The organism is Arthrobacter sp. TRD_SC_6 (genome assembly GCF_055361185.1).
The window spans coordinates 2777604-2801201 of the sequence record NZ_CM143953.1; the positions used below are offsets into that span (position 1 = coordinate 2777604).

The 23598-nt window shown below is 62.5% G+C and carries 24 protein-coding genes, 2 tRNA genes and 1 other RNA gene; 15 read left to right on the plus strand and 12 right to left on the minus strand.

Going from position 1 to position 23598, the window contains the following annotated elements; genetic code table 11:
- The first annotated feature begins 79 nt into the window (after positions 1-79).
- Positions 80-2632 (plus strand): aminopeptidase N, encoded by a 2553-nt coding sequence (pepN, locus tag ACWA1U_RS13150; RefSeq protein WP_463722616.1) that lies wholly within the window; start codon positions 80-82, stop codon positions 2630-2632.
- 94 nt (positions 2633-2726) lie between these two features.
- The gene (locus ACWA1U_RS13155) at positions 2727-3206 is read left to right on the plus strand and encodes an OsmC family protein (protein WP_463722617.1); all 480 of its coding nucleotides are present in this window, start codon (positions 2727-2729) and stop codon (positions 3204-3206) included.
- Between the two features lie 42 nt (positions 3207-3248).
- On the opposite strand, the gene ACWA1U_RS13160 is transcribed toward ACWA1U_RS13155, so the two are convergent.
- On the minus strand, positions 3249-4229 hold the full coding sequence (locus ACWA1U_RS13160; protein ID WP_463722618.1) for an NAD-dependent epimerase/dehydratase family protein: 981 nt from the start codon (positions 4227-4229) through the stop codon (positions 3249-3251).
- Between the two features lie 110 nt (positions 4230-4339).
- On the opposite strand from ACWA1U_RS13160, the gene ACWA1U_RS13165 reads away from it, so the two are divergent.
- Together ACWA1U_RS13165 and ACWA1U_RS13170 are read left to right on the plus strand one after the other, a co-directional pair.
- A complete protein-coding gene (locus tag ACWA1U_RS13165; RefSeq protein WP_463722619.1) occupies positions 4340-4966 on the plus strand; it encodes a mechanosensitive ion channel family protein in 627 nt (208 codons plus the stop codon).
- Positions 4959-5432, plus strand: coding sequence for a globin (locus ACWA1U_RS13170; RefSeq protein ID WP_463722620.1), 474 nt, complete (start codon positions 4959-4961; stop codon positions 5430-5432). The genes ACWA1U_RS13165 and ACWA1U_RS13170 overlap by 8 nt, the downstream gene beginning before the upstream one ends.
- Positions 5433-5436: 4 nt before the next feature.
- Here the strand turns inward: ACWA1U_RS13170 and ACWA1U_RS13175 are convergent, their stop codons facing one another.
- Positions 5437-6108 carry a DUF8185 domain-containing protein gene (locus ACWA1U_RS13175; RefSeq protein ID WP_463722621.1) on the minus strand — a complete coding sequence of 224 codons (672 nt, stop codon included), beginning with the start codon at positions 6106-6108 and terminating at the stop codon, positions 5437-5439.
- Between the two features lie 229 nt (positions 6109-6337).
- Here ACWA1U_RS13175 and ACWA1U_RS13180 point away from each other — a divergent pair, with 229 nt between their 5' ends.
- The gene (locus ACWA1U_RS13180; protein ID WP_463722622.1) at positions 6338-7222 is read left to right on the plus strand and encodes an acyl-CoA thioesterase; all 885 of its coding nucleotides are present in this window, start codon (positions 6338-6340) and stop codon (positions 7220-7222) included.
- A 99-nt stretch (positions 7223-7321) separates the two neighbouring features.
- Here the strand turns inward: ACWA1U_RS13180 and ettA are convergent, their stop codons facing one another.
- From ettA to ACWA1U_RS13195, 3 genes are all read right to left on the minus strand, one after another.
- Positions 7322-9004 carry an energy-dependent translational throttle protein EttA gene (gene ettA / locus ACWA1U_RS13185; protein ID WP_463722623.1) on the minus strand — a complete coding sequence of 561 codons (1683 nt, stop codon included), beginning with the start codon at positions 9002-9004 and terminating at the stop codon, positions 7322-7324.
- Positions 9005-9069: 65 nt separating this feature from the next.
- On the minus strand, positions 9070-9576 hold the full coding sequence (locus tag ACWA1U_RS13190; RefSeq protein ID WP_463722624.1) for a DUF6993 domain-containing protein: 507 nt from the start codon (positions 9574-9576) through the stop codon (positions 9070-9072).
- Between the two features lie 24 nt (positions 9577-9600).
- Complete coding sequence (locus ACWA1U_RS13195; protein WP_463722625.1) at positions 9601-10251, minus strand: single-stranded DNA-binding protein; 651 nt, start codon at positions 10249-10251, stop codon at positions 9601-9603.
- Positions 10252-10447: 196 nt separating this feature from the next.
- Between ACWA1U_RS13195 and ACWA1U_RS13200 the strand changes: the two genes are divergently transcribed.
- Positions 10448-10520, plus strand: a tRNA-Arg gene (locus ACWA1U_RS13200).
- Positions 10521-10585: 65 nt separating this feature from the next.
- On the opposite strand, the gene ACWA1U_RS13205 is transcribed toward ACWA1U_RS13200, so the two are convergent.
- Positions 10586-10993, minus strand: a complete 408-nt coding sequence (locus tag ACWA1U_RS13205) for a DUF3224 domain-containing protein (RefSeq protein WP_463722626.1) — start codon at positions 10991-10993, stop codon at positions 10586-10588.
- Between the two features lie 43 nt (positions 10994-11036).
- Positions 11037-12551: a polyprenol phosphomannose-dependent alpha 1,6 mannosyltransferase MptB gene (mptB, locus tag ACWA1U_RS13210; protein WP_463722627.1), complete on the minus strand. Its 1515-nt coding sequence runs from the start codon at positions 12549-12551 to the stop codon at positions 11037-11039.
- A gap of 246 nt (positions 12552-12797) precedes the next feature.
- On the opposite strand from mptB, the gene ACWA1U_RS13215 reads away from it, so the two are divergent.
- The 5 genes from ACWA1U_RS13215 (at position 12798) to def (ending at position 15998) form a co-directional block, all read left to right on the plus strand.
- Positions 12798-13265, plus strand: a complete 468-nt coding sequence (locus ACWA1U_RS13215; protein WP_463722628.1) for a hypothetical protein — start codon at positions 12798-12800, stop codon at positions 13263-13265.
- A gap of 37 nt (positions 13266-13302) precedes the next feature.
- Positions 13303-13905 carry an oligoribonuclease gene (gene orn / locus ACWA1U_RS13220; RefSeq protein ID WP_463722629.1) on the plus strand — a complete coding sequence of 201 codons (603 nt, stop codon included), beginning with the start codon at positions 13303-13305 and terminating at the stop codon, positions 13903-13905.
- 128 nt (positions 13906-14033) lie between these two features.
- Positions 14034-14106, plus strand: a tRNA-His gene (locus ACWA1U_RS13225).
- A gap of 126 nt (positions 14107-14232) precedes the next feature.
- Entirely contained in the window at positions 14233-15387 is a 1155-nt protein-coding gene (locus tag ACWA1U_RS13230) for an acyl-CoA dehydrogenase family protein (protein WP_463722630.1), read from the plus strand.
- 41 nt (positions 15388-15428) lie between these two features.
- Positions 15429-15998, plus strand: coding sequence for a peptide deformylase (gene def, locus ACWA1U_RS13235; protein WP_463722631.1), 570 nt, complete (start codon positions 15429-15431; stop codon positions 15996-15998).
- 3 nt (positions 15999-16001) lie between these two features.
- Here the strand turns inward: def and ACWA1U_RS13240 are convergent, their stop codons facing one another.
- Positions 16002-17264: an MFS transporter gene (locus ACWA1U_RS13240; protein ID WP_463722632.1), complete on the minus strand. Its 1263-nt coding sequence runs from the start codon at positions 17262-17264 to the stop codon at positions 16002-16004.
- Positions 17265-17429: 165 nt separating this feature from the next.
- Positions 17430-17812: RNase P RNA component class A (gene rnpB / locus ACWA1U_RS13245), an RNA gene on the minus strand.
- Positions 17813-17867: 55 nt separating this feature from the next.
- Between rnpB and ACWA1U_RS13250 the strand changes: the two genes are divergently transcribed.
- Positions 17868-18635 carry a YaaA family protein gene (locus ACWA1U_RS13250; protein ID WP_463722633.1) on the plus strand — a complete coding sequence of 256 codons (768 nt, stop codon included), beginning with the start codon at positions 17868-17870 and terminating at the stop codon, positions 18633-18635.
- An 8-nt stretch (positions 18636-18643) separates the two neighbouring features.
- On the opposite strand, the gene ACWA1U_RS13255 is transcribed toward ACWA1U_RS13250, so the two are convergent.
- The 3 genes from ACWA1U_RS13255 to ACWA1U_RS13265 form a co-directional block, all read right to left on the minus strand.
- Positions 18644-19573 (minus strand): reverse transcriptase-like protein, encoded by a 930-nt coding sequence (locus ACWA1U_RS13255; RefSeq protein ID WP_463725047.1) that lies wholly within the window; start codon positions 19571-19573, stop codon positions 18644-18646.
- Between the two features lie 41 nt (positions 19574-19614).
- Positions 19615-20355 (minus strand): zinc ribbon domain-containing protein, encoded by a 741-nt coding sequence (locus tag ACWA1U_RS13260; protein WP_463722634.1) that lies wholly within the window; start codon positions 20353-20355, stop codon positions 19615-19617.
- Between the two features lie 90 nt (positions 20356-20445).
- Complete coding sequence (locus ACWA1U_RS13265; protein ID WP_463722635.1) at positions 20446-21333, minus strand: Nif3-like dinuclear metal center hexameric protein; 888 nt, start codon at positions 21331-21333, stop codon at positions 20446-20448.
- Between the two features lie 92 nt (positions 21334-21425).
- Here ACWA1U_RS13265 and msrA point away from each other — a divergent pair, with 92 nt between their 5' ends.
- From msrA to epsC, 3 genes are all read left to right on the plus strand, one after another.
- A complete protein-coding gene (msrA, locus tag ACWA1U_RS13270; protein ID WP_463722636.1) occupies positions 21426-21950 on the plus strand; it encodes a peptide-methionine (S)-S-oxide reductase MsrA in 525 nt (174 codons plus the stop codon).
- Positions 21951-22024: 74 nt separating this feature from the next.
- Positions 22025-22960, plus strand: coding sequence for a cysteine synthase A (cysK, locus tag ACWA1U_RS13275; RefSeq protein WP_463722637.1), 936 nt, complete (start codon positions 22025-22027; stop codon positions 22958-22960).
- 25 nt (positions 22961-22985) lie between these two features.
- Positions 22986-23573 carry a serine O-acetyltransferase EpsC gene (gene epsC, locus ACWA1U_RS13280; protein ID WP_463722638.1) on the plus strand — a complete coding sequence of 196 codons (588 nt, stop codon included), beginning with the start codon at positions 22986-22988 and terminating at the stop codon, positions 23571-23573.
- Positions 23574-23598: the final 25 nt, after the last annotated feature.

Below are 23598 nucleotides of genomic sequence, written 5' to 3' on the forward strand. Positions count from 1 at the left end.
GTTCTGCGTAAGGTGGGTCACATCGCGCCACAGCGCGGTACGTCCACTTCCCACTCTCGGAGGCAGCACCTTGCCAGGTATGAACCTGACGCGGGACGAAGCACGCCAGCGCGCGGCCATAGTCAGCGTCCACAGCTACGCAGTCAATCTCGACCTGACCCGTGGCGACTCACTCTTTCGCTCCACAACCGTGGTGTCATTCGATGCTGAGCAGGGAGCGTCGACCTTCATCGACGCTGTCACTGCCAACGTCCACCGCGTCACCCTTAACGGGGTGGACCAGGACGTAAGTACGGTGTCCGACGGAGTACGGATCCGATTGAACAACCTCTCGGCTTCCAATGAACTCGTTGTCGACGCGGACATGATGTACATGAACACGGGAGAGGGCCTGCACCGCTTCGTGGACCCGGTGGACAATGAGGTCTACCTTTACACCCAGTTCGAGGTACCGGATTCCCGCCGTGTCTTCGCGGTCTTCGAGCAGCCCGATCTGAAGGCCACCTTCAAATTCACCGTCACGGCGCCGTCGCACTGGGATGTCATCTCCAACTCCCCTACGCCCGTTTCCGTTGAGGCAGGCTCGGCTGAAGACGGCGGCGCCCGGTCAACGTGGGCGTTCGAACCCACGCCCGTACTGTCTTCGTACGTCACCGCGCTGATAGCCGGCCCCTACCAGTCGGTTCGCAGTGAACTCACCAGCAGCGACGGCCGCACCATCCCGCTCGGCGTGTTTGCCCGCAAGTCCCTCATGCAGTACCTGGACGCGGAAAACGTGTTCGAGCTCACCCGCCAAGGCTTCGAGTTCTTCGAAGAGCAGTTCGGAACGCCGTACCCATTCGAGAAGTACGACCAGCTGTTCGTTCCCGAGTTCAACGCGGGAGCCATGGAAAACGCTGGCGCGGTCACGTTCCTTGAGAGCTACGTTTTCCGCTCGCGGGTCACGGAGGCGACGGTTGAACGCCGCGCGATCACCATCCTCCACGAACTCGCCCACATGTGGTTCGGGGATCTGGTCACCATGCGTTGGTGGAACGACCTGTGGCTCAACGAATCCTTCGCCGAGTTCATGTCCACGCTCGCCTCTGCCGATGCAACCCGCTTCACCCAGTCGTGGACAACGTTCGCCTCCCTTGAGAAGGCCTGGGCGTACCGGCAGGATCAGCTGCCCTCGACGCACCCCATCGTGGCGCCGATCAACGACCTCGAGGACGTCCAGGTCAACTTCGACGGCATCACTTATGCCAAGGGCGCGTCAGTCCTGAAGCAACTGGTGGCGTGGGTGGGACAGGACCACTTCATGCAGGGCGTCCGCGAGTACTTCGCGAAGCACGCCTGGTCCAACACCGAGCTGACTGATCTGTTGACCGAGCTGGAGAAGGCAAGCGGACGCGACCTCAAGGAGTGGTCGGCGCAGTGGCTGGAAACTGCAGGCGTGAACACGCTTCGTCCCGAGATTGAGTATGACGACGACGGCAGTGTCAGGTCCTTCGTCGTCGTGCAGTCCGCGGTCGCCGAGTACCCGACAATCCGCCCTCACCGGCTGGCGATCGGGTTCTACAACCTGACCGACGGCGGGAAACTTGAGCGGGTTCACCGGGCAGAGCTCGATGTTGCCGGGGAACGCACACAGGTAGATGAGCTCGCTGGCAAGCAGCGCCCTGATCTTGTGCTCCTCAACGATGATGATCTCGCTTACGCCAAGATCCGCCTCGACGAGCATTCCCTTCGGACAGCGACACGCCACCTGAAGGATTTCAGCGATTCGCTCCCGCGAACACTGGTTTGGGCCTCGGCCTGGGACGCTGCCCGTGACGGCGAGACGCCTGCACGCAACTACGTTGAGCTGATCCTTCAGAACATCGCGTCGGAGTCGGATTCCTCAGTTGTTCTGGTGCTCCTGCGGCAGTTGGCGAGCACGCTCGCTTTCTACGTCAGCCGGGATGACCAGAATGCGATGGAGATTGCGGCGGCCGACAGCCTGTGGGAATTGGCGCAGGGTGCCGATGCCGGTTCCGATTCACAACTGCAGTTTGTGAAGGCATTTGCAGCGCATGCCCAGACGGACTCACAGCTCGACACTGTCGCGGCCATCCTCGACGGGACCGGTGCACCTGCCGGTCTTACCGTGGACGCCGATCTCCGCTGGGAACTGCTGACCTCCCTCGTTGTCGGGGGCCGCAAAGGCCAATCCGACATCGACAAGGAGCTTGAGCATGATGCCACAGCCACGGGAGCCCTCGCGGCTGCCCAGGCCAAAGCTGCCATCCCGACAGCCGAGGCCAAGGCGGAGGCATGGTCAGCCATCGTCGAAAGTTCGGACATGCCCAATGCAGCGCAGCGTTCTGCCATCGCCGGGTTCACCCGTGTGCATGACACAACGCTGCTCGAGCCTTACGCCGAACGCTACTTTGCATCAGCAGAGAACGTCTGGGCCAGCCGGACCCACGAGATCGCCCAGCAGATCGTCGTCGGCCTCTACCCGAGCCGACTGACGAACCAGGCGACGCTCGACGCTACCGATGCTTTCCTGGACACCCTCGAACCGGGCCTGAGTTCTCTCCGGAGGCTGACCCTCGAGAACAGGGACGGCGTGGCGCGGGCACTGCGGGCGCAGGCAGCCGACAAGTAGCAGCACCCTGGTAAGGACAGCTCCATCACCGGACGCCCAGTGGTTTCCTTTTCATTACAAGGAAACCACTGGGCGTCCGGTGTACTTTTGGCATATGAACCTCTCCGAGCACCATTACCGGGTCCAGATCCACTGGACGGGGAACCTGGGCGAAGGTACGTCGAGCTACCGTTCCTACAGCCGCGACCACGAGGTCTCCAGCGCTGAAGTCCCTACCATCGCAGGCTCCTCGGACCCCACCTTTCATGGCAATCGGGAACGCTGGAACCCGGAACAGCTCCTGCTGGCGGCCCTCTCGCAGTGCCACATGCTCTCCTACCTCCACATGGCGGTGAAGAACGACGTCGTTGTGACAGCCTACGAGGATGCAGCTGAGGGAACCATGCGGCTCAATGCGGATGGAAGCGGCGAATTTGTCAGCGTTACCCTGAAACCCCGCGTAACCATCAGGAGCGCGATGAGCAAGCACACCGCGCAGTCAATCCACCATGATGCTGCGGCCGCCTGCTTTATTGGCCGCTCGGTCAACTTCCCGGTTCTCCACGAGCCCGTGGTCTTGGTGGAAGAGGCGTGAGCCTGGCGCACGCGCCCCGACTGATCGCCGACGCTTTGGATGCTACAAGCGTGCTTCGCTCAGGAGTTTCTGCTCTGTAACGTGAGAAAGCCCCGACCTGCGCTCACGATCAAGGCCCCGTTCGCGCTCGTCCTGGAGCACCGCGCGGATGGTGTCCTCCACCGGCCGCCAGGAAAGACCATTCCGCAGCGCGGCCTCCGCTGACCGTGCGGCGAAGCCGTCGAACCCTTCGGGGAGCCAGTGGGGCAGTGAATCCGGACCCGCCCAGCAGGAAACTCCGCGCTCTGCCAGCCAGTCCGGTTCGACCCAACGCACATCGCCCACAAACCCTGTGACGCCTCCTGTCCTCGTGATGAGGTCCTCGAAGCTGAGGGAAGGCCCTAACGCGTTGAAGGTTCCAGTCACTGAAGCCCCGGCCATCCGCACTATCCATTCCGCCAGGTCACGGACGTCCAGCGTCTGAGTTGCCGCAGACTGGATAGCCGGGGCGAGAACCGTTCCTCCCCTGGCCAGCCGGGCGGGCCAGTATCCATAGCGGTCACTGCCGTCCCCCGGACCGCAGATAAGTCCGGGCCGAACGATCAGGGCACGCTCCCCCAGCGCCGAAACCACCGCCTCCTCGCAGGCGACTTTCGCCTCACCATACTGTTCGCGCGGTGCCGGCGCATCGCCGTCGTACGCTTCAAGCAGGTCCGCCGCCTCATCCTGCCCAGGTATGCCCTGCCCGGCGTAAACCGAGCAGCTTGACACATAGATCCAGCGCTCGGCCTGGGCTCCTAGAGCAGCAACCGCTTCGCGGGCGTGGGTGGGTTCGCTGGTGATGTCCACCACTGCATTCCAAGTGCCGGTAAGCGGCGCGTATGCCCCCCGATCACCCCGGTCCCCCCGCGCAAACGAGCACCCTTCGGGCGGTTCGCCCTGCGTTCCGCGGGCGAGGCACGTGACGTCCCAGCCCGACGACGACGCTGCCGCCGCCACCGCCCGCGAAAGGAAGACTGTGCCACCGAGTACCAGCATGCGCATGCGGCAAGCCTACGACGTGGGATGCAAAGATTTCAGTTAACCTTGACCTGCCCGGAAAGAACCGCGGGTTCCCGATTTGCGCGAGAGCGTTGAGAGCAAGAGGTGTTGGCATGCAGTTCCTCGACCAGCTTGGCTATGGCGGGAACGTGATCGCAGCTGCCCTGATCCTGCTGGCGGCCTTCCTTCTCTGGCTCCTTGTGCGGGCGTTGATCAATCGTTCAGTAATGCGCATCCAGAACGGCTATGAAGTGTTCAAGAAGCCGCATTTCCGTTGGGCACAACCAGTGCTGCGGACATTGGACACCAAACGGCGTATCCAGCGCGCAGAGACCATCGGGGCGCTGCTGCGAAGCGTTGCCGCCGTGACGATCGCCATCATCGCCCTCATGACGGCGATCGACCAGTTGGGCGTGAACATCGCGCCCATCCTTGCCAGCGTCGGGATTGTCGGCATTGCCATCGGCTTTGGCGCGCGGGAGGTCATTCGCGACGCATTCCTTGGATTCTTCATCACGATCGAGGACCAGTACGGGATAGGCGACATCATTGAGGTAGGCGACACCGTGGGCGTCGTTCAGTCTGTCGGGTTGCGCATCACGCGGATGGTCGATGAGAACGGCGCAATCTGGTACGTCCGCAATGGTGACATCATGAAGGTGGGCAACAGGTCGCAGGGCAATTACGTTGCTCCGGTTAACGATGAAGCGAATGAGAAGGCGGCAAAGTCCAATGAGTGACGAAAGCCCTGGAGGCATCCCCATCCCGTCCCGCTTCGGCGAACCGATTGCACAGCTGACTCCGGTGGGACCACGGTTCGACCAGCCTGCCTACACCGATAACTTCTTCGAAGCCGTGGGCGGCCACGAGACCTTCGTTCGCCTGGTCGATGTCTTTTACGACGGAGTGGCTGAAGATGAGCTGCTCCGCCCGATGTACCCGGAAGAGGACCTTGCCCCGGCCAAGGAACGGTTGCTGTTATTTCTCGAACAGTACTGGGGCGGGCCGAAAACCTACGGGGACCAGCGCGGACACCCGCGCCTGCGAATGCGCCATCTGCCGTTTACGGTAACACCCGCCGCCCGCGACCGTTGGCTGGTCCACATGCGCGACGCCGTTGACGCCGTCGGGCTCTCCCCGCTTCACGAGGCGACCCTTTGGGACTACCTTGAGCGCGCTGCACATTCCATGGTGAATTCGGCGTAGCGGACTAGAGAATCGCGGCGCGCCGAACCAGGATGTGACCCACAGCGGTGCTGACACGCGTCCAGCGTCCGTTGGTGAACAAGGGAGCTTGTTCCCCAGGGGTCAGGAAGCCGAGTGCGTAGGCGCCGAATGCCGCGCCTGCCGGCAGTTCGGTGGGTACACCGGCGATCGGGCGCCCCCAGATAGTTCCGCGGGCGCTATTGACGACAATGACGCCGGGGCTGTTCGGCACCTTCTCCGCCACTTCACGAATACCATTCCGGGCGTTGTCGAGGAGGTCGTCGGTCGAAACCGACCCTGCCGCTTCCCAACCTGAACGTGGCGGCAGAACACCGGCCCAGGTTTCGGTCACAGTGGTGGGCGGCACGGAGAGCACGACGTCGTCGCCCTCCATCCGCGCCAGGCGGTCGGCAACTGAGGCAAGGGAGACGGTGGTATCCACCTGCGCCGACGAGGACAGAGGCATGGTGCGCAGGCCCAGCACGGTGGGAGTGGCTTCACCGAGGATGCGGGGGCCAAGGATGCAGACATAGGCAGCCAGCACGTTCCCGGAGGCCTGAAGCCGTACAGCGCCATCCTCTGCCGCGCGTGCGCGCCGCACGAACGTGCGTAGGTCCGAGATGATTTCCGGATCATTGAAGGTCAGCTCTGGGACGGAGGTGGAGAGGCCGGGCATGGTGCAATACTCTCACCGAAGCCCCGCTCGCTCCCATTCGATGCGTCGGCAGCCTCCCGTGGGGACGCACCCGACCTGGCCTGGCACACCTGCGCGGCGCGGCCTCCGGTTGAGGCGGCGCGGACCGCCGTCTATTGTCGGTGGTGGTTCCGCTTCCGACGCGCAATCCCTTTGATAGCCCCGCCGACCGCCGCCTTTTCACACCGCCCGCTAGGAGCCAGCACCCGCGATGTCCGCTCAGCCCACGCAGAACCCTACTGCCGCCCTCATCAGCCTGCTCGACCTCGACCGCGCTGCCGGGGCCCAAACCGACGAGGAAATCTTCGTGGCAACGCCGGTCAAACAACCGGGCAGGAGGGTTTTCGGCGGTCAGGTACTCGCCCAGGCATTGGTCGCCGCCATCCGGACGGTGGAACCGCTCAGGTCCGTGCACTCCATGCACGGCTACTTCCTGAGGGCGGGAGACGCGGAACTGCCCATAACGTTCGGAGTGCAGCGGCTGCGCGATGGCCGGTCGTTCTCAGCCCGTCGCGTACATGCTTACCAGGACGGCGTGCCGATCCTCTCGATGATCGCTTCCTTTCAGCAGCCCGACGACGGCGTGAGCCACCAGGAGCCCATGCCCTCAGGCATTCCAGAGCCGGAATCGTTGCCCTCGACCGCCGACCTGCTTGGCGGCTTTGATCATCCGGTCGCCAAGGCGTGGGCGAACGACCGGCCCTTCGACATCCGCCATATCGACTCCCCGCTGTACATCGCGAATACCGGGGTCAAGGAGCCCGTGAATGCAGTGTGGATGAAGACCTTCGCGCCGATGCCGGCCGATCCCGCTGTCCACCAGGCGGCGCTGGCGTACGCGAGCGACTACACCCTTCTGGAATCGATTCTGAGGCCCCACGGCCTGACCTGGATTTCGCCGGGTATGAGCGTGGCGAGCCTCGATCACGCGATGTGGTGGCACCGACCGGTGCAGGTGGACGAGTGGATGTTGTACGTCCAGCAGTCCCCCAGTGCGTCGGGCGCCCGCGGCCTCGCGACGGGAAAAATTTATAGCCGCGGCGGGGATCTTGTTGCGACCGTCGCCCAGGAAGGCATGGTGCGCATCCCGCGGTAGGCGGCCTGAAGGCACTTTGGGTAACCAGTGCACCCGGCGGCGCCTGGACAAAACAGAAGGAGCGGACGCCGGTGGCGTTCGCTCCTTCTGTTCGCGGTGTCAGTCGCGGGTGAGGCGACGGTGGGTGACCCGGTGGGGCCTGGCGGCGTCGGCGCCCAGCCGCTCAACCTTGTTCTGCTCGTAGGAATCAAAGTTTCCTTCGAACCAGTACCAGTTGTCCGGGTTCTCGTCGGTGCCCTCGTAGGCGAGGATGTGGGTGGCTACCCGGTCAAGGAACCAGCGATCGTGAGATACCACGACGGCGCAGCCCGGGAACTCCAGCAGCGCGTTTTCGAGGCTGGAGAGCGTTTCGACGTCGAGGTCGTTGGTGGGCTCATCGAGGAGCAGGAGGTTTCCGCCCTGCTTCAGTGTCATCGCGAGGTTGAGACGGTTGCGCTCACCACCCGAAAGCACACCGGCCTTCTTCTGCTGGTCCGGGCCCTTGAATCCGAAGGCCGAGACGTACGCCCTGGACGGCATTTCCACCTGGCCAACCTGAATGTAGTCGAGGCCGTCGGAGACAACTTCCCACAGCGACTTGTTCGGGTCGATACCACCACGCGACTGGTCGACGTAGGAGATCTTGACGGATTCACCGATGCGAAGTTCTCCCCCATCGAGGGGTTCCAGACCGACGATCGTCTTGAACAGCGTAGTCTTTCCGACGCCGTTGGGTCCGATGACTCCGACGATCCCGTTCCGGGGAAGGGAGAAGGACAAGCCGTCGATGAGGACTCGATCGTCGTAGCCTTTGCGAAGGCTGTGTGCCTCGATCACCTGGCTGCCGAGCCGCGGACCCGGCGGAATCTGAATCTCTTCGAAGTCCAGCTTCCGGGTGCGCTCAGCTTCAGCTGCCATTTCCTCGTAGCGGTTGAGGCGGGCTTTCGACTTTGTCTGGCGGCCTTTCGCGTTCGAACGGACCCATTCAAGTTCCTCGGTGAGGCGCTTGGACAGCTTTTGGTCCTTCTTGCCCTGCACTTCGAGGCGTGCGCGCTTCTTCTCAAGGTAGGTCGAGTAGTTGCCCTCGTACGGATACAGGTGGCCGCGATCGACTTCAGCGATCCACTGTGCGACGTGATCGAGGAAGTACCTGTCGTGGGTGACAGCGAGGACGGCACCGGGGTAGTTGGAGAGGTGCTGTTCCAACCAGAGCACGCTTTCGGCGTCCAGGTGGTTGGTGGGCTCGTCAAGCAACAGGAGGTCCGGTTTCTGCAGCAGGAGTTTGCAAAGCGCCACGCGACGCCGCTCTCCTCCCGAGAGAACCGTAACGTCGGATTCACCAGGTGGGCACCGCAGCGCGTCCATCGCCTGCTCGACTTGCGAGTCGATGTCCCATGCGTCCGCGGTGTCGATCGCTTCCTGGAGCTTGCCCATCTCGTCAAGGAGCTTGTCATAGTCAGCGTCAGGGTTGGCCATCTCTTCGGAGATCTCGTTGAAGCGTTGAATCTTCGCGTAGATTTCGCCGAGGCCTTCCTGAACGTTGCCCAGGACGGACTTCTCCTCGTTGAGGGGAGGCTCCTGCAGGAGGATCCCCACGGTGTAACCGGGGCTCAGCCGGGCTTCACCATTGGACGGAGTATCCAGCCCGGCCATGATCTTCAGGATGGTGGATTTACCGGCTCCATTCGGCCCGACCACACCGATCTTTGCGCCCGGGTAGAACGACATGCTTACGTCATCGAGGATAACTTTGTCGCCAACAGCTTTCCGGGCTTTGGTCATTGTGTAGATAAATTCCGCCATGCCTCAAGGCTAGTGCGTGGACACCCTCTCCACATATTCGGGCGGTCAACGGCCTCAGGAGACTTCTACCGCTGGTCGCCGATGAAACATCTGCCATCAGCAAGAACTGGTAGATCCGTGACCGTAGCTGCGCCCTCACTCACATGCCCGAAGATACACACGCCGCCCACCTTCACCGCACCGGTCACTGCATCAACCTCGAGCCCGGTGGGTGTTGTGTCTATCGAGACTTCAACGGCATCCGCATCACCTCCGGAACTCACAAACGCCTGGCGTACCTGCTCCTGTCTGGGTTTGGGAGACTCCGCCGCGAGGGCGGCAAGGTTCTGGGACAGGCTCGCAGTGAAGTCCTCGACAGCGTCTGTACCGGGCTCCTCCACGGGAGCATCCGCAGAGGGCGGAGGGCTCGCGCTTTGCTGTGCCTTCACAATCACCGGCGGCTGGGAACCCGCTACCGACACTCCACAGCCGCCGACAAACGCGACGCCAAGAACCGAGACCGCCAGAACCAGGGCGCGCGTGCGCACCGCTCCGGCAGGTGGAGCTCCGGCAACTTTGGCTTTCGCACGCATACCGTCATTCTGGCACGGCTCCCGTCAGAAGGGTGCCGGCACCTTCTTTCCCGCTTTGCCCTGGCTGCCCGCGTTCTCCAGCAGTTTTGTATCAATAGTCGACGCTGTCGACGCTGTCGACGATGCGCCAGAGCCTGGACTGGCACCGTCTGCGTCTGTTTCCCCTGCCTGGAAGCCGTTGTCTCCGATTCCACCCGGCGCCCCATCGCCGTCGTACTCTTCGCCCTCGCCTGCAGGGAAAATCTCACCGGTGGAAAGATCCACGCGTGACGACAGCTCGTCGCTGCGAGGCTGGAAGCCGGCATCCTGCCGGTCAGCACTGGAGCGGCGGAAACTGGCGGTCCCGTAAAAGAGGTCATGGCCGACGGAGTCCGCTTCGATCTCCACTGTGGTACCGCTCTTCCCATCCTCATTGACCCACTGCCGAATCCGGAGTTTGCCGGTGACGATGACGGCGTCCCCCTTCTTGAGGCTGGCCCCCGCGTTAGTGGCGAGCTGACGGAACAGTGTGACAGAGTACCAATTTGTCTCGGAGTCCACCCAGGTGTTGGACTTCTTGTCGTGGTACCTGTGGGTACTGCCCACGCGGAACTTGGTGATCGGCAGGCCGGTGCCGGCAACGATGCAGTTGACGTCGGTGCCGACAAATCCTCGAATGGTCACGTAGTTGTTCACTTTTCTTCCCTTCACAGATTTCTTGGCCAACGCTCCGGCGTTGGCTTCTCCAGTTTCTGCGGGGGCGGGCGGCGTTGGAGCTTGGGGACCCGCTATGTGGGCAACTCCAGTGAAATTTGGCTGGTGTGCAGGAGATGAAGCAAACTGAGAGCCGACGAATCAACTGCAGCCGCTAGACCTGATTCGCCTGCACCCAGCCCCCGTAGCTCAATGGATAGAGCAACGGCCTTCTAATCCGTAGGTTGCGCGTTCGAGTCGCGCCGGGGGCACCGGAAATCCAAAGCCCGACGCATGAGGCTTCGGCAATACTGCCTAGACCCTCCGCCGACGTCCCTCAGCCGAAAGAGACCCTCAGCTGCAGGTGATGCTGCCCGGAGGCGTCCTGGGAGTATTCGGCTTTGCCGGAGATACCGGCCAGTTCTCCCGTCCCTGAACCCGGAATGATGTGACCCGAGCTCGCTGCCGCGTTGCCCTCGGCTATTCCCCAATGTTGGACGATGACGCTTCCGTGCCTGCCTTGGATGGAGCCCGTAAAAACCTCGGAGGCCACGTATCCGGCTCCGTGATCGTTCCCGGCCATGAGTAGCTCCGCCACGGACGTTCCCTCGATCTCGCCGACAAACTCCTTGGCTGCGCTGACACGCGTGAGTTCACCTCGAGCGCCAACGACGGAATACGGCTCCGGCTCCCACCTTGAAATGTCGAATGCACCACTAACGGTCTGTTCCTGCATATCGGTCATTCCTCCAGTATTCCGGATCGGTCATCGTTGGTTTCACAGAGCCTTACCGGCCCATTCCAACGTCGACGGGCTGACCCGCTTTCCTGAACAGGGTCTTCGTGCGGGGGTCCAGCAGGATCAGGTAGGCAGCGAAAGCAACTCCCACCGCGGCTGCGATCTGCCGGGCGGTTTGCAAGCTCAACTCGATGTACGGGAAGATATCCAGCTGGTCGGAGATAGCGTAGATCATGAAGAACGACACGAGGCAGTAGAGGATCTTCACCTGCCAGTCCTCGCGGATGCCCGTGATAGCGAACAAGGGAATTAGCCAGACCACGTACCAGGCCTGAATCATCGGAGCCAGGAGGACGACGGCGGCAAGCGCCAGGGCCAGCCGCCGCACCAGCCGTGCGTGCTCGCCGGTGAGAATAAACCAGGCAACCAGCAGCAGCGAAATCGCCGTTCCGGCCTTGTGGACGACGTTCGCCCAGGCCCAGCCGTCAACACCGAGGGAATCGCCCGTCAGCGCAACCAGCATTCCAAGGAAGCCGACGGGTGCGTACCAGATCCACACGCTGCCCGGCGTACTGAGGGCGCCAATCCACCCGAACCAGAAGCCGTTGAGTGCGCCCAGCAGCCCGAGAAGCCCGAGTGATAGACCCGCGGTGAGTGCCCAGTAGAGGAACTTCCGTGGCCAGCTCGCTCCGCGGCCGGCCCACATCAGGCCAATGAAGGGCAGGAAGATCAGGGTGATCGGCTTGATGCCGATGGAGAGCGTGATGAGGAGGATTCCCAGCAGGTTCCGTCCACGCGCCGACGCGTAGAGCCCTGCAAGGGCGAGACCCACCATCAGGGAATCGTTGTGGATGCTCGCGATGAAGTTCGTCAGGAAAAGCGGGTTGGCGACTGTGAGCCAGAGCGCCCGGTTGGGGTTGATCCCGTGAAGTTCCGCGAGGCGGGGCACGTAGTAGACGCACAGGACGACGCCAATGAGCGCGAGCATGCGGAAGAAAAGGATCGAGAAGTCGGGTTGGCCACCGGTCAACCGGACAACGAACTCCTCAAGCCAGAGGAAGACCGGCCCATACGGCGTAGGGCTCTGCGCCCATAGGTCGTCGGCGCCGATCTGCAGGTAGTTGGAGATCTGTGAATAGCCGTCCTGATAAGGATTCAGGCCGGCAACCATGACCTGTCCCTGCGCAATGTAGGCGAAGACGTCACGGCTGAACAGCGGCAGGGCGAAACACATTGGAGCGGCCCAGGCGATGACCGCCTTCAGCAGGTAAGGGCGGGACTCCGGCCCCCATCCCTGCAACCGTTGGCCGAGCCGGAGCCAGGCGCGAACCAGCAACATTCCCCCGAACGCCAACATGACCACCGAGAGCACGGCGCCTACGGGGTCGAACCGCAACCAGATGACAGGTTCCAGCTGCCTCAATTCCCGCGAGGCCAACGAGAGCCAGCCCACGCCGAATGATCCGACCAGCATCAGCATGGACCCAATGAAGCCCTGCATGATCGCAATGTTCGGCCGACCGACGTGTGGAATGGCCACAGGCGCTGGCGCGGAGGTGGTCATTTACGGCAAATCCGATCGTCGGAATGACACGGGCTGGAAACCCGTTCTGGGTGGTCGCCCTCCGGGACCCTGGAGGGAGCGATGCGCAGAGTAGAACTCGCGGCAATGCACAGGAACCATTGACCGAGCGAGGTCGAATGATTTTACCATTCAGGGGCGCTGCACGCCCCTGACACGACCCTACGGGCGCGGCAAGGCCGAGGGCCTAGACTGGCGACAGATCCTACGAGCGCAGACGGGCGGTTGATGGCATTGGGGCGCCACACGGCGGAGCCAACAGTACATTCCAACGGACGAACCCTCCTCCACGACCTTCCGCTCTGGGGCGCGTTCGTAGCAGCCATTGCGTGCGGAAGCATGGTCTTCTTTGGCATCGACCCCGCGGCGACCTTCATGATCACTGCGGTCCTCGCCATCGTCTTCCTTCTGGTTTGGTGGCTGTCCACGGCGTCAGTTCGAACTCCCGCGCCGTCACACTCGACACCAGCAATTGATTCAGCAGGCGGCGTCGGCCCTGCTAGTGCCCAACCCTTGAGCAACGAGGACAGGATCACCTTTGCGGAGCCTGCCAGCAAGTGGATCGACACCTTCGGTCCGCCCGAGACAGGTCAGTTTCCGGTTCAGCTGTACATCGACGGGGGTTCCACCCAGAACCGAACCGCGGAGGCCGAAGATGCTTCTCTCCCTCCGCAGTGGAGCCACTCACGCGCTTGACCGCAGGTGCACCAGCGGGAGCAGGTACATTTATCGGGTGCCAATTTCAAACGAAAACATTGTGTGGATCGACTGCGAAATGACGGGCCTGGACCCCGTGTCCGATGCGCTGATAGAGGTCGCCGTCATAGTGACTGATTCGGAGCTCAACCCGCTCGGTGATGGCATCGACGTAGTGATCACTCCCCCGCGCGAAGCTTTGGCGGCAATGGGCGACTTCGTGCGCTCCATGCACACCAGGTCCGGTCTCCTCGAGGAACTTCCGCAGGGAACCACCATGGAGGAAGCCCAGAAACAGGTGATGGATTACATCACCGAATGGGTTCCGGAACCCCGCCGGGCCCAGCTCGCTGGCAATTCCGTGGGAACTGACCGGGTTTTCCTTGCGCGTGACATGCCCGCCGTCGTCGAGCACCTGCACTACCGCATCATCGACGTGTCGACCATCAAGGAGCTGGCGCGCCGTTGGTATCCAAGGGCGTACTTCCAATCCCCGGATAAAACCGGAAACCACCGGGCGCTTGGGGACATCCTGGACTCGATCCGCGAGCTGCAGTATTACCGCAGTACGGTATTCGTGCCCAGCCCCGGCCCGGACTCCGAGTCCAGCAAGGCAGCCGCGCAGGAGCTCATGCCCTGAAACACCGGGCGGAACCCGTGTGCCGGGAAGGCCTGAAAATGTGTGTAGAATTGTCTGCGCTGCCTCGTACAGCTCCCCGCGCCACTTCGCCTTAGTGAGGAAGCCGGCGGGCATTGTGGAGGCGCATGGTGGGTATAGCTCAGTTGGCAGAGCGCCTGGTTGTGGTCCAGGAGGTCGCGGGTTCAAGCCCCGTTACTCACCCCGATTGGCCCGGCGGCGTAGGCCGCAGGTCCGGCCGCCCTGAACTTCTCAGGGCGGCCATTCGTTTTTCTTCGCTCTGGGCTGGAAAGCGCGGACGGAGAGCCAGAAGAAGGGAAGTGGGACGGCATGAAACGTACGTTGTTCGAGGAGGACCACGAACTATTCCGCGAAGTGGCGCAAGAGTTCAACGTACGTGAAATCGCCCCCCACTACGCCGGTTGGGACCGTGAGCGCATGATGCCGCGCAGCATGTGGACAGCGGCCGGCGAGCAGGGCCTACTCGGCCTGGCCATTGACGAAGAGTATGGCGGAGCCGGTATGCCCGACTACCGCTTCCGCGCCGTCCTCGACGAGGAGTTCGCCCGTGCCAACCATCTTGGCGCGGCCCTCGCATTCCACCTGCACGACGACATGGTCCTCCCCCACCTCCGGGCTTACGGCTCGGACGAACTCAAGCAGGCATTCCTTCCCGGCATGGTGACCGGCGAGAAAGTCACTGCCGTAGCCTGGACCGAACCGGGAGCTGGCAGCGATTTGCGTGGAATCCGCACCAAAGCCGTCCGCGACGGCGACGACTGGCTCATTTCCGGACAGAAGACTTTCATCGGCAACGGCATAAGCAGCGATGCGTCCCTCGTCCTGGCGCGCACAGACGGTTTGACGGACCGCGGGAAGCGGGACTCCTTCTCACTGTTCATGGTGGAAAAAGGCCCGGGCTACGAGACCGGCAAGCAGATCGACAAAATGGGTCTCAAGGCCTCTGATACGGCGGAGCTGTTCTTCGACAGTGTCCGTGTGCCCGGGCTGAACCTTGTTGGTGAGGCGGGTCAGGGCCTGCGCTACATCACCGAGCAGCTCCCCCAGGGGCGTCTCGCCATAGCCGTGGCGAGTTCTACGGTCGCCCGCTCCATCTATGAAGAGACGGTGCGGTACACGCAGGAGCGCAATGCGTTCGGTGAGCGCGTGATCGATTTCCAGAACACCCGGTTCGAACTGGCCGACATCCTCACCGAGGTGGAGGTCATGGAGACCTACGTTGACCGAGCAATTCTGGCGTTCAACGAAGGCGCGTTGACTGCCGGCGGTGCAGCGCGCGTGAAGCTATGGGCCAGCGAGCGGGTGAAGTCGGTAACCGATCGCTGCCTGCAGCTCCATGGAGGGTACGGGTACATCCTTGAGTATCCCGTCGCGCAGGCGTTCCTCGCTGTGCGCCTGCTTTCCATCTTCGGAGGCACCAGCGAAATCATGCGCGAGACCATAGGCCGCGAAATCGCCGGCTGACGCCGCTGAAGCAAGTACCAGAGCGGAAAGCAAGGAATCAATTGGCTGTTCATCCCATCACCATCGCCGGCGAACCCGTCCTGCACCGCCGGGCGGCCGTCGTCGAACACTTCGACGACGAGCTGCGCGCCCTCATTTCCGACATGTTCGAGACCATGGATGAAGCCAACGGCGTCGGGCTCGCGGCGCCGCAAATAGGCGTGGGTCTCCGCCTCTTCGTGTACGGCATGGTGAACGACGACGATGTCGCCCCACGTGGGGTGCTGGTCAATCCCACGCTTGTCACCTCGAAGGTTTCAGGCGCGGAGCCGGACGAGGAAGAATCCGAAGGTTGCCTGTCCTTCCCAGGCGAGTCATTCCCCCTGAAGCGCGCGGAGTGGGTGAAGGTCAGCGGGTTCGACGGCGACGGCGGCCTCGTCGAGTTCGAAGCGACTGGCTGGTTTGCCCGGTGCATGCAGCACGAGTTCGACCACCTCAATGGCACGCTGTACGTGGATAAACTCAATCCGCGCTTCGCGAGGAAAGCCAAGCGGGCTGCAAAAACGAACGGCTGGGGCCAACCCGGCTTGACCTGGCTACCCGGAGTCGACCCCGACCCCTTTGGTCACTGACCGTCAGGGCGATGGTTCCTGGTGAAGATCCTCCAGGCGGCGGACGGAACGCAAAGGCCCCAACAGCGCCACCATCGGTGCGGCGGTCGCAAGCAGCACGCCCACCACAATGGCACCCGTAATTCCGATCAGTTCAGCAAGCACACCACCAATGATGCTGGCGATTCCCAGCATCCCCCAGCTGACCATGCGGGTTGCTGCACCCAGCCGTCCCATCATCGCCGGCGGACAGACCCGTTGCCGGAAACTGGTCCCCACCACAATATTCAGGGCTACGGAAACTCCCATGATGAACATGCCAATGAGACCTACGATCATTCCGGCGCCCGGGGTCAGAATGAGCAGCGAGGCATAACCCAGCACGCCTGGAACCATCGACCAACGCCATACCGGTCCTGAGCCGAGCTTCTCCGTGAGCCGTTTAGCGCTGAGCCCGCCTACCGCTCCCCCGACCGACGTTGCGGCCATCAGCAGGCCGAGCCAGATTTCGGACTCATTGAGCACGCGAACCACCAGCAGAACCATGAGGGAGGCAACCATGCTTCCGCCCAGGTTCCAGAGCGCGGCATTGAACAGGATGGCCCGCAGGGGTGGGGTGCTGAAGGTGTAGCGCAGGCCATCGAGCATTTCCGCGAAGATCCGGCGCTCAGTGGGCTCTGGCCGGGCTTCTTCCACCCGCAGCGAGGAGATCGCGAACAGCGACGCAAGCGAAGCTGCCACCTGGACGAGGAGCGTGTTGGACGCCCCCAGAATCACCGTAAGCCAGCCGGCGATGCCCCTGCCTGCGGCGTCGGCTGAGGCTCCGGACGCCGTGATGATTCCATTCCCCTCAACGAGTTCGTCGGGTGTTAGCGCCTGCTGCACGAGCGCCTGGTCTGCAAGGCTGAAAAAAACGGAAGAAAGTCCCGCGACGAAAGCAACGACAAACAGTTGGGCCACCGAGAGCACACCGAACCAGTACGCGACCGGAAGCGTTGCCAGCGAGATGATCCGCACGATCAGGGACCACACAATCACTGGCTTTCTTGGCCAGCGGTCCACCCACACACCAATGGGGAGTCCGAGCAGCAACCATGGCAGGAAGGTCATTCCCGCAAGGGCGGCTACGGCAAAATCACTCGCCGCAAGTTCGACAGCCGCAATGATGGGCAGAGCGATCGAGGCAACTGCGGTTCCAAGTACACCGACAGTTGCGGACAGCCACAGGGCGCGGAAGTTTGAGTTGCGACGCACCAGCGATCGGCTGGGTGCAATCGTCTCGGTCATTCCCCTAGCGTAATGGAACGTAATGAGGGAACAGGCCGACTGTGGAAAGACGAAACCAGCCCGGGCCAGCCCCTTGACGAATACCTGTACTCGGGCGAACATTGGCGCCTGTCAGCCGCGATCCGCCGGGTCACTGCCCGGGCCGCCGCCCTCCCCGCGTCTTGAGGGATGGGTTGGCCGATACGCCGGGTTCTGTACTGCCAGACCGTGAGGCCCGGCAGTGGCGGCCATCCATCTACGAACGCCGTTGCCGACGCCCTCCAGCGGCCTACCCGGACACTTGGGCGAGCAGCCCTCATAACGCGTCCTGTCTGGCCTTGCTCCGAGTGGGGTTTACCTAGCCGCTCCGGTCACCCGGAGCGCTGGTGGTCTCTTACACCACCGTTTCACCCTTACCCCAACCAGCTTTCGCTGATGAGGCGGTCTGCTTTCTGTGGCACTGGCCTGCGGGTTACCCCGAGTGGGCGTTACCCACCACCCTGCTCTGCGGAGCCCGGACGTTCCTCGGGAGGAGCAGTTGCTCCCCACGCGGCCGCCTGGCCAACCCATCCGCTCCGATTCTACGCGTCCGAAACCGGCCGGGTACGCCGGTAGAGTTGTCCGGTGCTCATTCTGCTTCCACCCTCAGAAGGTAAGTCACCAGCAGGAAGGGGTCAGCCGCTTCACTTCGAATCGTTGTCCTTTCCGCAGTTGTTGGCTCCACGGCGGAATGTGCTCGAATCGCTTGCCAAAATCAGCGCCAATGTGGATGCGCACGTGCGGCTTGGCGTCGGTGCCTCGCTCGCGGATGAGGTGCGTCGGAACACAGACCTCCTGAACGTTCCCGCCGGACCGGCACATACGGTTTACTCAGGTGTTCTTTACGATGCGCTCGGCTACCGGTCCATGACCAGCACCCAGAAGCGTAAGGCGGACGCCGCCGTCGTCGTTTTCTCGGGGCTTTGGGGCGCAATCAGTTTCGCTGACGCTATACCGGCCTATCGCCTGTCGATGTCGGTCGACCTGCCTGTTGTGGGAAAGCTCAGCGCCTTCTGGCGCATGCACCTCAAACCCATCCTCGACGAACGAGCCGGCGGAGAGCTTGTGGTGGATTGCCGCTCGAGCAGCTACGCGACCGTGTGGGCCGGCCCGGTGGAGCGGACTGTGGCGGTCAACGTGTTCCAGGAACGAAACGGGAAGCGGGCCGTCGTGTCCCACTTCGCCAAGCACACGCGCGGGGAGCTCACAAGACATCTGCTGACGCGCAGGGGTAAACAACCAGACAGTCCGGAGCAGTTACTCAAGGCAGCCTCTGAGCGCTGGCAAGCCGAGCTCACGCCAGCGTCGGGCAGGAAACCCTCCCAACTCAACCTCATTCTTCACAACAGCTGACGGGACGCTCAGCTGGCTACCAGTTCCACCTCAAAGCCCTCGGCGTTTTCCAGGTATGCGGCGTAATGGTCCGGTCCACCCGCGTTGGGATGCCTGTCAGCGAACAGCAATGTCCACCCGTGACTGGCGGCACGCCGGGCCAGAAGGTCGACTTCCTGCTTTGAACCCGCGTTGAAGGCAAGGTGGTTGACGCCCTGGCGACGCCGCTCGTGTGGTTCCGGCAGCACGTCCGGGCCGGCTTCGAGCACCAGGTACGTTCCACTCCCCGCCCAGCTCACGCCGTCGTCCCACGAGTCTTTCTGCACGAAACCAAGGCGCTCCAGGAGCCAACCCATGCTTTTTCGTGCGGACTCAAGGTCGCGCACCCAGATTTCCACGTGATGCAGCGTTCCCGTGGGCTGCGGAAGAACGTCCGGCGCAGGAGCGACGACGGCGGGAGCGTGTGCAGCCCTCCTGGCGGGCTTTTGGGTCCAGTCGGTTCCCGCCATCCCCGCGTCCATCGCCTCGTTGGACAGCCGGTCGGCATCCTTGTTCCGCTCGCGGGGAATCCATTCATACCGAACCCGCCGGGGATCGACGGTGCGCCGGGCGCGGCTGGCCAGGTTCTGCATGTCGGCGTGCTTGATCTTCCAGCGCCCACTCATTTGCTCGACCACGAGTTTGGAGTCCATCTTGACGAGGATGCGGCAGGCAGAATCGATCTGGTCTGCGAGCTCAAGGCCGGCAATCAGGCCGGAATACTCTGCAACGTTGTTGGAGGCTTTGCCCACGTACCCGGCCTTCTCGGCCAGGATCTCCCCGGAGCCAGGATCGCGGACAAGGGCGCCGTAGCCCGCATGCCCGGGGTTGCCCCGCGACCCGCCGTCCGCTTCAACGATCAGCAGGTCCCGGCCTGAATCAGCAGGGCCGGGTGTGGCTTCACTGTTGTCGTCGAACAAAGCGTCGTCGAACAGCGGTGTATCTGCGTCCTGCACGTGGTTCAGTTTCCCCACTCATCCGAGCGAACGAGGATGCAACCCGAATCGGGACAGTGAACGATGTCATCCTCAGCGGCGCGGGCAATGTCAGCGAGGTCGCCCGGACTGAGCTGCATGCCTGAGCCTTCGGAGCGGCCGTGGAACAGCCGTGCGGCTCCGACGCCGCGCTTCGCGAGGGTTTTCTCGTAGATCGCCAGCAAAGGCGCATCGAATGAGGAAGCCAGGTTCTCCCGCGCAGCCTGCACCGTGGAGCGCTCAGCCTCGATGTGGGCAAGCTCTTCATCGCGCTTTCGCTCCAGCTCGGTAAGTTCAGTGCGGATCGAATCGACGCGTGTCCGGGCCTGTCCGTGCGCGGAGCGTGCGCCGTCAACCCGTTCCATGACCTCAAGCTCGATGTCCTCAAGGTCTGACCGGCGTTTGGTCAGGGACGCCACCTCACTCTGCAAAGCCGTGAGGTCCTTCGAAGTTCCGGTCCCGCTGTTCAGTCGCTGTTCGTCCCTTTCAAGACGTACGACGACGGACTGGACGTCGTCCTCGGCCCTTGTCAGTGCGCGCTCGGCGTCGGCGAGCTCAGTAGCCGCTGCAACCACTTCCGAATCCGCGGACGCAACCCGTGCCGCAAATTCGGCCAGCGCAGGATTGGCGCGCGCTGCCGCCGCCTGTCGCTGCAACTGGTTGAGCTTCGAGTCATTCGCCTGCAGGTCCAGAAGCCGCAGTTGCTCCGCCTGGGGTGCTTTAGCCACCGATCGTCCTCACTGTTGCGGTCTTGCGTTCTTCGTCTACCTTATGGCAACGCAGCTTCTCCGCACTCGCGCCCAGGCTCGGCGGACGAATCAATCAGCGCCGGGAGTGAGAACAAAGTCCCATGGGTCTGAATTCACGGTGCTGACCAGCACCTTGACCTCGAATTCCTGGTCCGAGAGCACGTTCGACAGCGCCGCCGCGGCTGGGGTCAACCACAGCCACTCGCTGCCAAAATGGGAGACGTCGATCAGGTACGGCCGCCCGTTCACTGCAGACTCGCGGGCTTCGAGCGCCGGATGGTGGCGCAGGTCGGCGGTGACATAGACGTCAGCCTGACTCCCCCGGACCTTGTCGAAGAGGTTGTCTCCCGCGCCTCCGCACAGTGCGACGCGCCGAACAAGGCCGTGGCGGTCACCCGCCACACGCATCCCGCCCGCCACCGCCGGCAGAATACCGAACACGAGCTCAGCGAAGTCCCCAAGGGTGGTCGCCTCGGGGAGGTCGCCGACCCTCCCGATGCCCTCTTCCGGAAGGCCGTCAGTTGCGGGGTCAAGAGGTTCCACGTTGCGCAGCCCGAAGGCATCGGCAAGGACGTCCGAGACACCTCCGACGGCGCTGTCTCCATTGGTGTGCACGGTTACCAGTGCGCAGCCGGACTCTATAAGCCTGTGGACTGCAGCCCCCTTCGCGTGCGTGGCCGCCACAGAATTAACAGGCTTCAACATCAGCGGGTGATGCGCGATGATGAGGTCTGCCCCAAGCCCGATCGCGTCTTTGATGACGGCGTCCGCAGGGTCAACGGCGAATACTATTGTCCCGACCTCGGCGTCCGGCCTGCCTGCAACCAGGCCGACCGCGTCCCATCCCTCGGCAAGTGACTCCGGCCACAACTCCTCAATAGCCAGAAGGACTTCGCCGACCGTTGGTTTGGGAGCCCGCTGATCAATCCCAGCCTGCTGTTCCTCGTCCGGTTCCATAGCCCTATTTCTATCAGCTTCATCAGTGGGGCGTCGTGAGGGGCCAGCCGCTCTCCGGGAATCATCCACCGCCGTGGTGCATTGTTAACACCATGATGACTTTTGTGCTCGGTGGAGGCTGCTTCTGGTGCCTTGATGCCGTCTACCAACAGACCCGCGGCGTGACCGATGTTGTGTCAGGTTACACTGGCGGCCATCAGGAGGACCCCGACTACGACTCAGTGTGCGCGGGGATCACCGGGCATGCCGAGGTTGTCGCTGTGACCTTCGACGAAACAATCGTCCCGACCGACATCATCCTCGGTATCTTCTTTGCCTCCCACGACCCGACAACGCTGAACCGCCAGGGATACGACGTCGGAACCCAGTACCGCTCCTCGATGTTCTACCAGGACGCTGAGCAGAAGGAGCTGTTCGAGCGCGCCATCGAACGTCATCAGGAACAGTGGGCCAACCCGATTGTCACCGAGGTTGTGCGGCTGCCAAGATTCTACGTTGCTGAGGAGTATCACCAGAATTTCTACGCCAAACACCCCGAGCAGGGCTATTGCCAGGTGATTATCAATCCGAAGCTTGCGAAGGCCCGGAAATATTACGCCGAATGGCTCACGGCATAGCTCTGGCATCACGGCGCTGGCTAGGCTGAAAACAGTCTTGCTCCATTCGTTTCCATACCCTAGACAGGAAAACCATGGCACCGATTTACGACGACGTCACTCAATTGGTCGGCCGCACCCCGTTGGTGCGCCTAAACCGCCTGACCGAAGGACTGGATGCTGAAGTCGCCGTGAAGCTGGAGTTCTACAACCCCGCCAACAGCGTAAAGGACCGTATCGGCGTTGCGATCATCGACGCCGCCGAGCAGGCTGGAGCCTTGAAGCCCGGTGGAACCATCGTGGAAGGCACCTCCGGTAACACTGGTATTGCGCTCGCCATGGTCGGTGCTGCGCGCGGTTACAAGGTGATTCTGACCATGCCGGAGACCATGTCCACAGAGCGCCGGGTCATGCTGCGGGCATATGGCGCGGAGATCGTGCTGACTCCCGGCTCAGAAGGGATGCGGGGTGCTGTGGATCGTGCCAAGGAAATCGTCGCGTCGAACGAGAACGCCATCTGGGCCCAACAATTCGCCAACGAAGCCAATCCTGCCGTGCACCGCGAAACGACCGCTGAGGAGATCTGGAACGATACAGACGGCAAGGTCGACATCTTCGTCGCCGGAGTAGGCACAGGCGGCACCGTCACCGGCGTCGGCCAGGTGCTCAAGGAGCGCAAGCCGGACGTCAAGATCGTTGCAGTTGAACCTGCCGACTCCCCTATCCTCAATGGAGGGGCACCGGGACCGCACAAAATCCAGGGAATAGGCGCCAACTTCGTTCCTGAGATTCTTGATACCACCATCTACGACGAAGTGTTCGACGCGACGGTGGAAGATTCCGTGCGTGTAGCCCGGGCCCTCGGAACACAGGAGGGCATCCTTGGCGGGATCTCCTCCGGAGCAATTGTGTGGGCTGCCCTTGAGCTGGCAAAGCGCCCCGAGAATGCTGGCAAGCTCATCGTCGCCATCGTGTGCGATTTCGGAGAGCGCTACATCTCCACCGTGCTGTTCGACGACATCCGGGGCTAGTCATTCCTTCGACAGAGAGTGGTCTGTGAGCTTCCTAGCGAGACTGCGTGAGGACCTCGAGGCGGCCAGGTCTCACGACCCGGCTGCCCGGGGTGATGTCGAAAACGGCGTCGTCTACTCAGGGCTTCATGCCATCTGGGTTCACCGCCTCACCCACCGAATGTGGAAGGCGCCGGCGTTGCGCTTTCCTGCGAGGGTGCTATCGCAGATGGCGAGATTCCTTACCGGCATAGAGATTCATCCGGCTGCGACAATAGGTCGGCGGTTTTTTATTGACCACGGTATGGGCGTGGTGATCGGCGGAACGGCGGAAATCGGTGACGACGTAATGATGTACCAGGGTGTCACTCTGGGAGGCCGGTCGCTCGAGAAGGTGAAGCGGCATCCCACTATTGGAGATCGCGTCACCATCGGTGCGGGAGCCAAGGTACTCGGCCCCATCACCATCGGTGCAGGCAGCGCCGTCGGTGCCAACGCCGTCGTCGTCAAGGACACTCCCCCGGACTCGATCGTTACAGGAATTCCCGCTACGTTCCGGCACCGCGACTCCGCGAAGGAAACCTTGCCGGCGGTCGACCCAGCGGAGTACATCGACCCGGCGTTATACATCTAGTAAAGACTCATTTAGACGCGAAATG

Coding starts and splice junctions, on each gene's coding strand:
- ACWA1U_RS13165 (WP_463722619.1), top strand. CDS start 4,340: ATGCAGTTCCTCGACCAGCTTGGCTATGGCGGGAACGTGATCGCAGCT.
- msrA (WP_463722636.1), top strand. CDS start 21,426: ATGATGACTTTTGTGCTCGGTGGAGGCTGCTTCTGGTGCCTTGATGCC.
- ACWA1U_RS13155 (WP_463722617.1), top strand. CDS start 2,727: ATGAACCTCTCCGAGCACCATTACCGGGTCCAGATCCACTGGACGGGG.
- ACWA1U_RS13175 (WP_463722621.1), bottom strand. CDS start 6,108: ATGCCCGGCCTCTCCACCTCCGTCCCAGAGCTGACCTTCAATGATCCG.
- ACWA1U_RS13180 (WP_463722622.1), top strand. CDS start 6,338: ATGTCCGCTCAGCCCACGCAGAACCCTACTGCCGCCCTCATCAGCCTG.
- cysK (WP_463722637.1), top strand. CDS start 22,025: ATGGCACCGATTTACGACGACGTCACTCAATTGGTCGGCCGCACCCCG.
- ACWA1U_RS13170 (WP_463722620.1), top strand. CDS start 4,959: ATGAGTGACGAAAGCCCTGGAGGCATCCCCATCCCGTCCCGCTTCGGC.
- pepN (WP_463722616.1), top strand. CDS start 80: ATGAACCTGACGCGGGACGAAGCACGCCAGCGCGCGGCCATAGTCAGC.
- ettA (WP_463722623.1), bottom strand. CDS start 9,004: ATGGCGGAATTTATCTACACAATGACCAAAGCCCGGAAAGCTGTTGGC.
- ACWA1U_RS13240 (WP_463722632.1), bottom strand. CDS start 17,264: ATGACCGAGACGATTGCACCCAGCCGATCGCTGGTGCGTCGCAACTCA.
- ACWA1U_RS13265 (WP_463722635.1), bottom strand. CDS start 21,333: ATGGAACCGGACGAGGAACAGCAGGCTGGGATTGATCAGCGGGCTCCC.
- ACWA1U_RS13205 (WP_463722626.1), bottom strand. CDS start 10,993: ATGACCGATATGCAGGAACAGACCGTTAGTGGTGCATTCGACATTTCA.
- ACWA1U_RS13230 (WP_463722630.1), top strand. CDS start 14,233: ATGAAACGTACGTTGTTCGAGGAGGACCACGAACTATTCCGCGAAGTG.
- ACWA1U_RS13190 (WP_463722624.1), bottom strand. CDS start 9,576: ATGCGTGCGAAAGCCAAAGTTGCCGGAGCTCCACCTGCCGGAGCGGTG.
- mptB (WP_463722627.1), bottom strand. CDS start 12,551: ATGACCACCTCCGCGCCAGCGCCTGTGGCCATTCCACACGTCGGTCGG.
- ACWA1U_RS13215 (WP_463722628.1), top strand. CDS start 12,798: ATGGCATTGGGGCGCCACACGGCGGAGCCAACAGTACATTCCAACGGA.
- ACWA1U_RS13160 (WP_463722618.1), bottom strand. CDS start 4,229: ATGCGCATGCTGGTACTCGGTGGCACAGTCTTCCTTTCGCGGGCGGTG.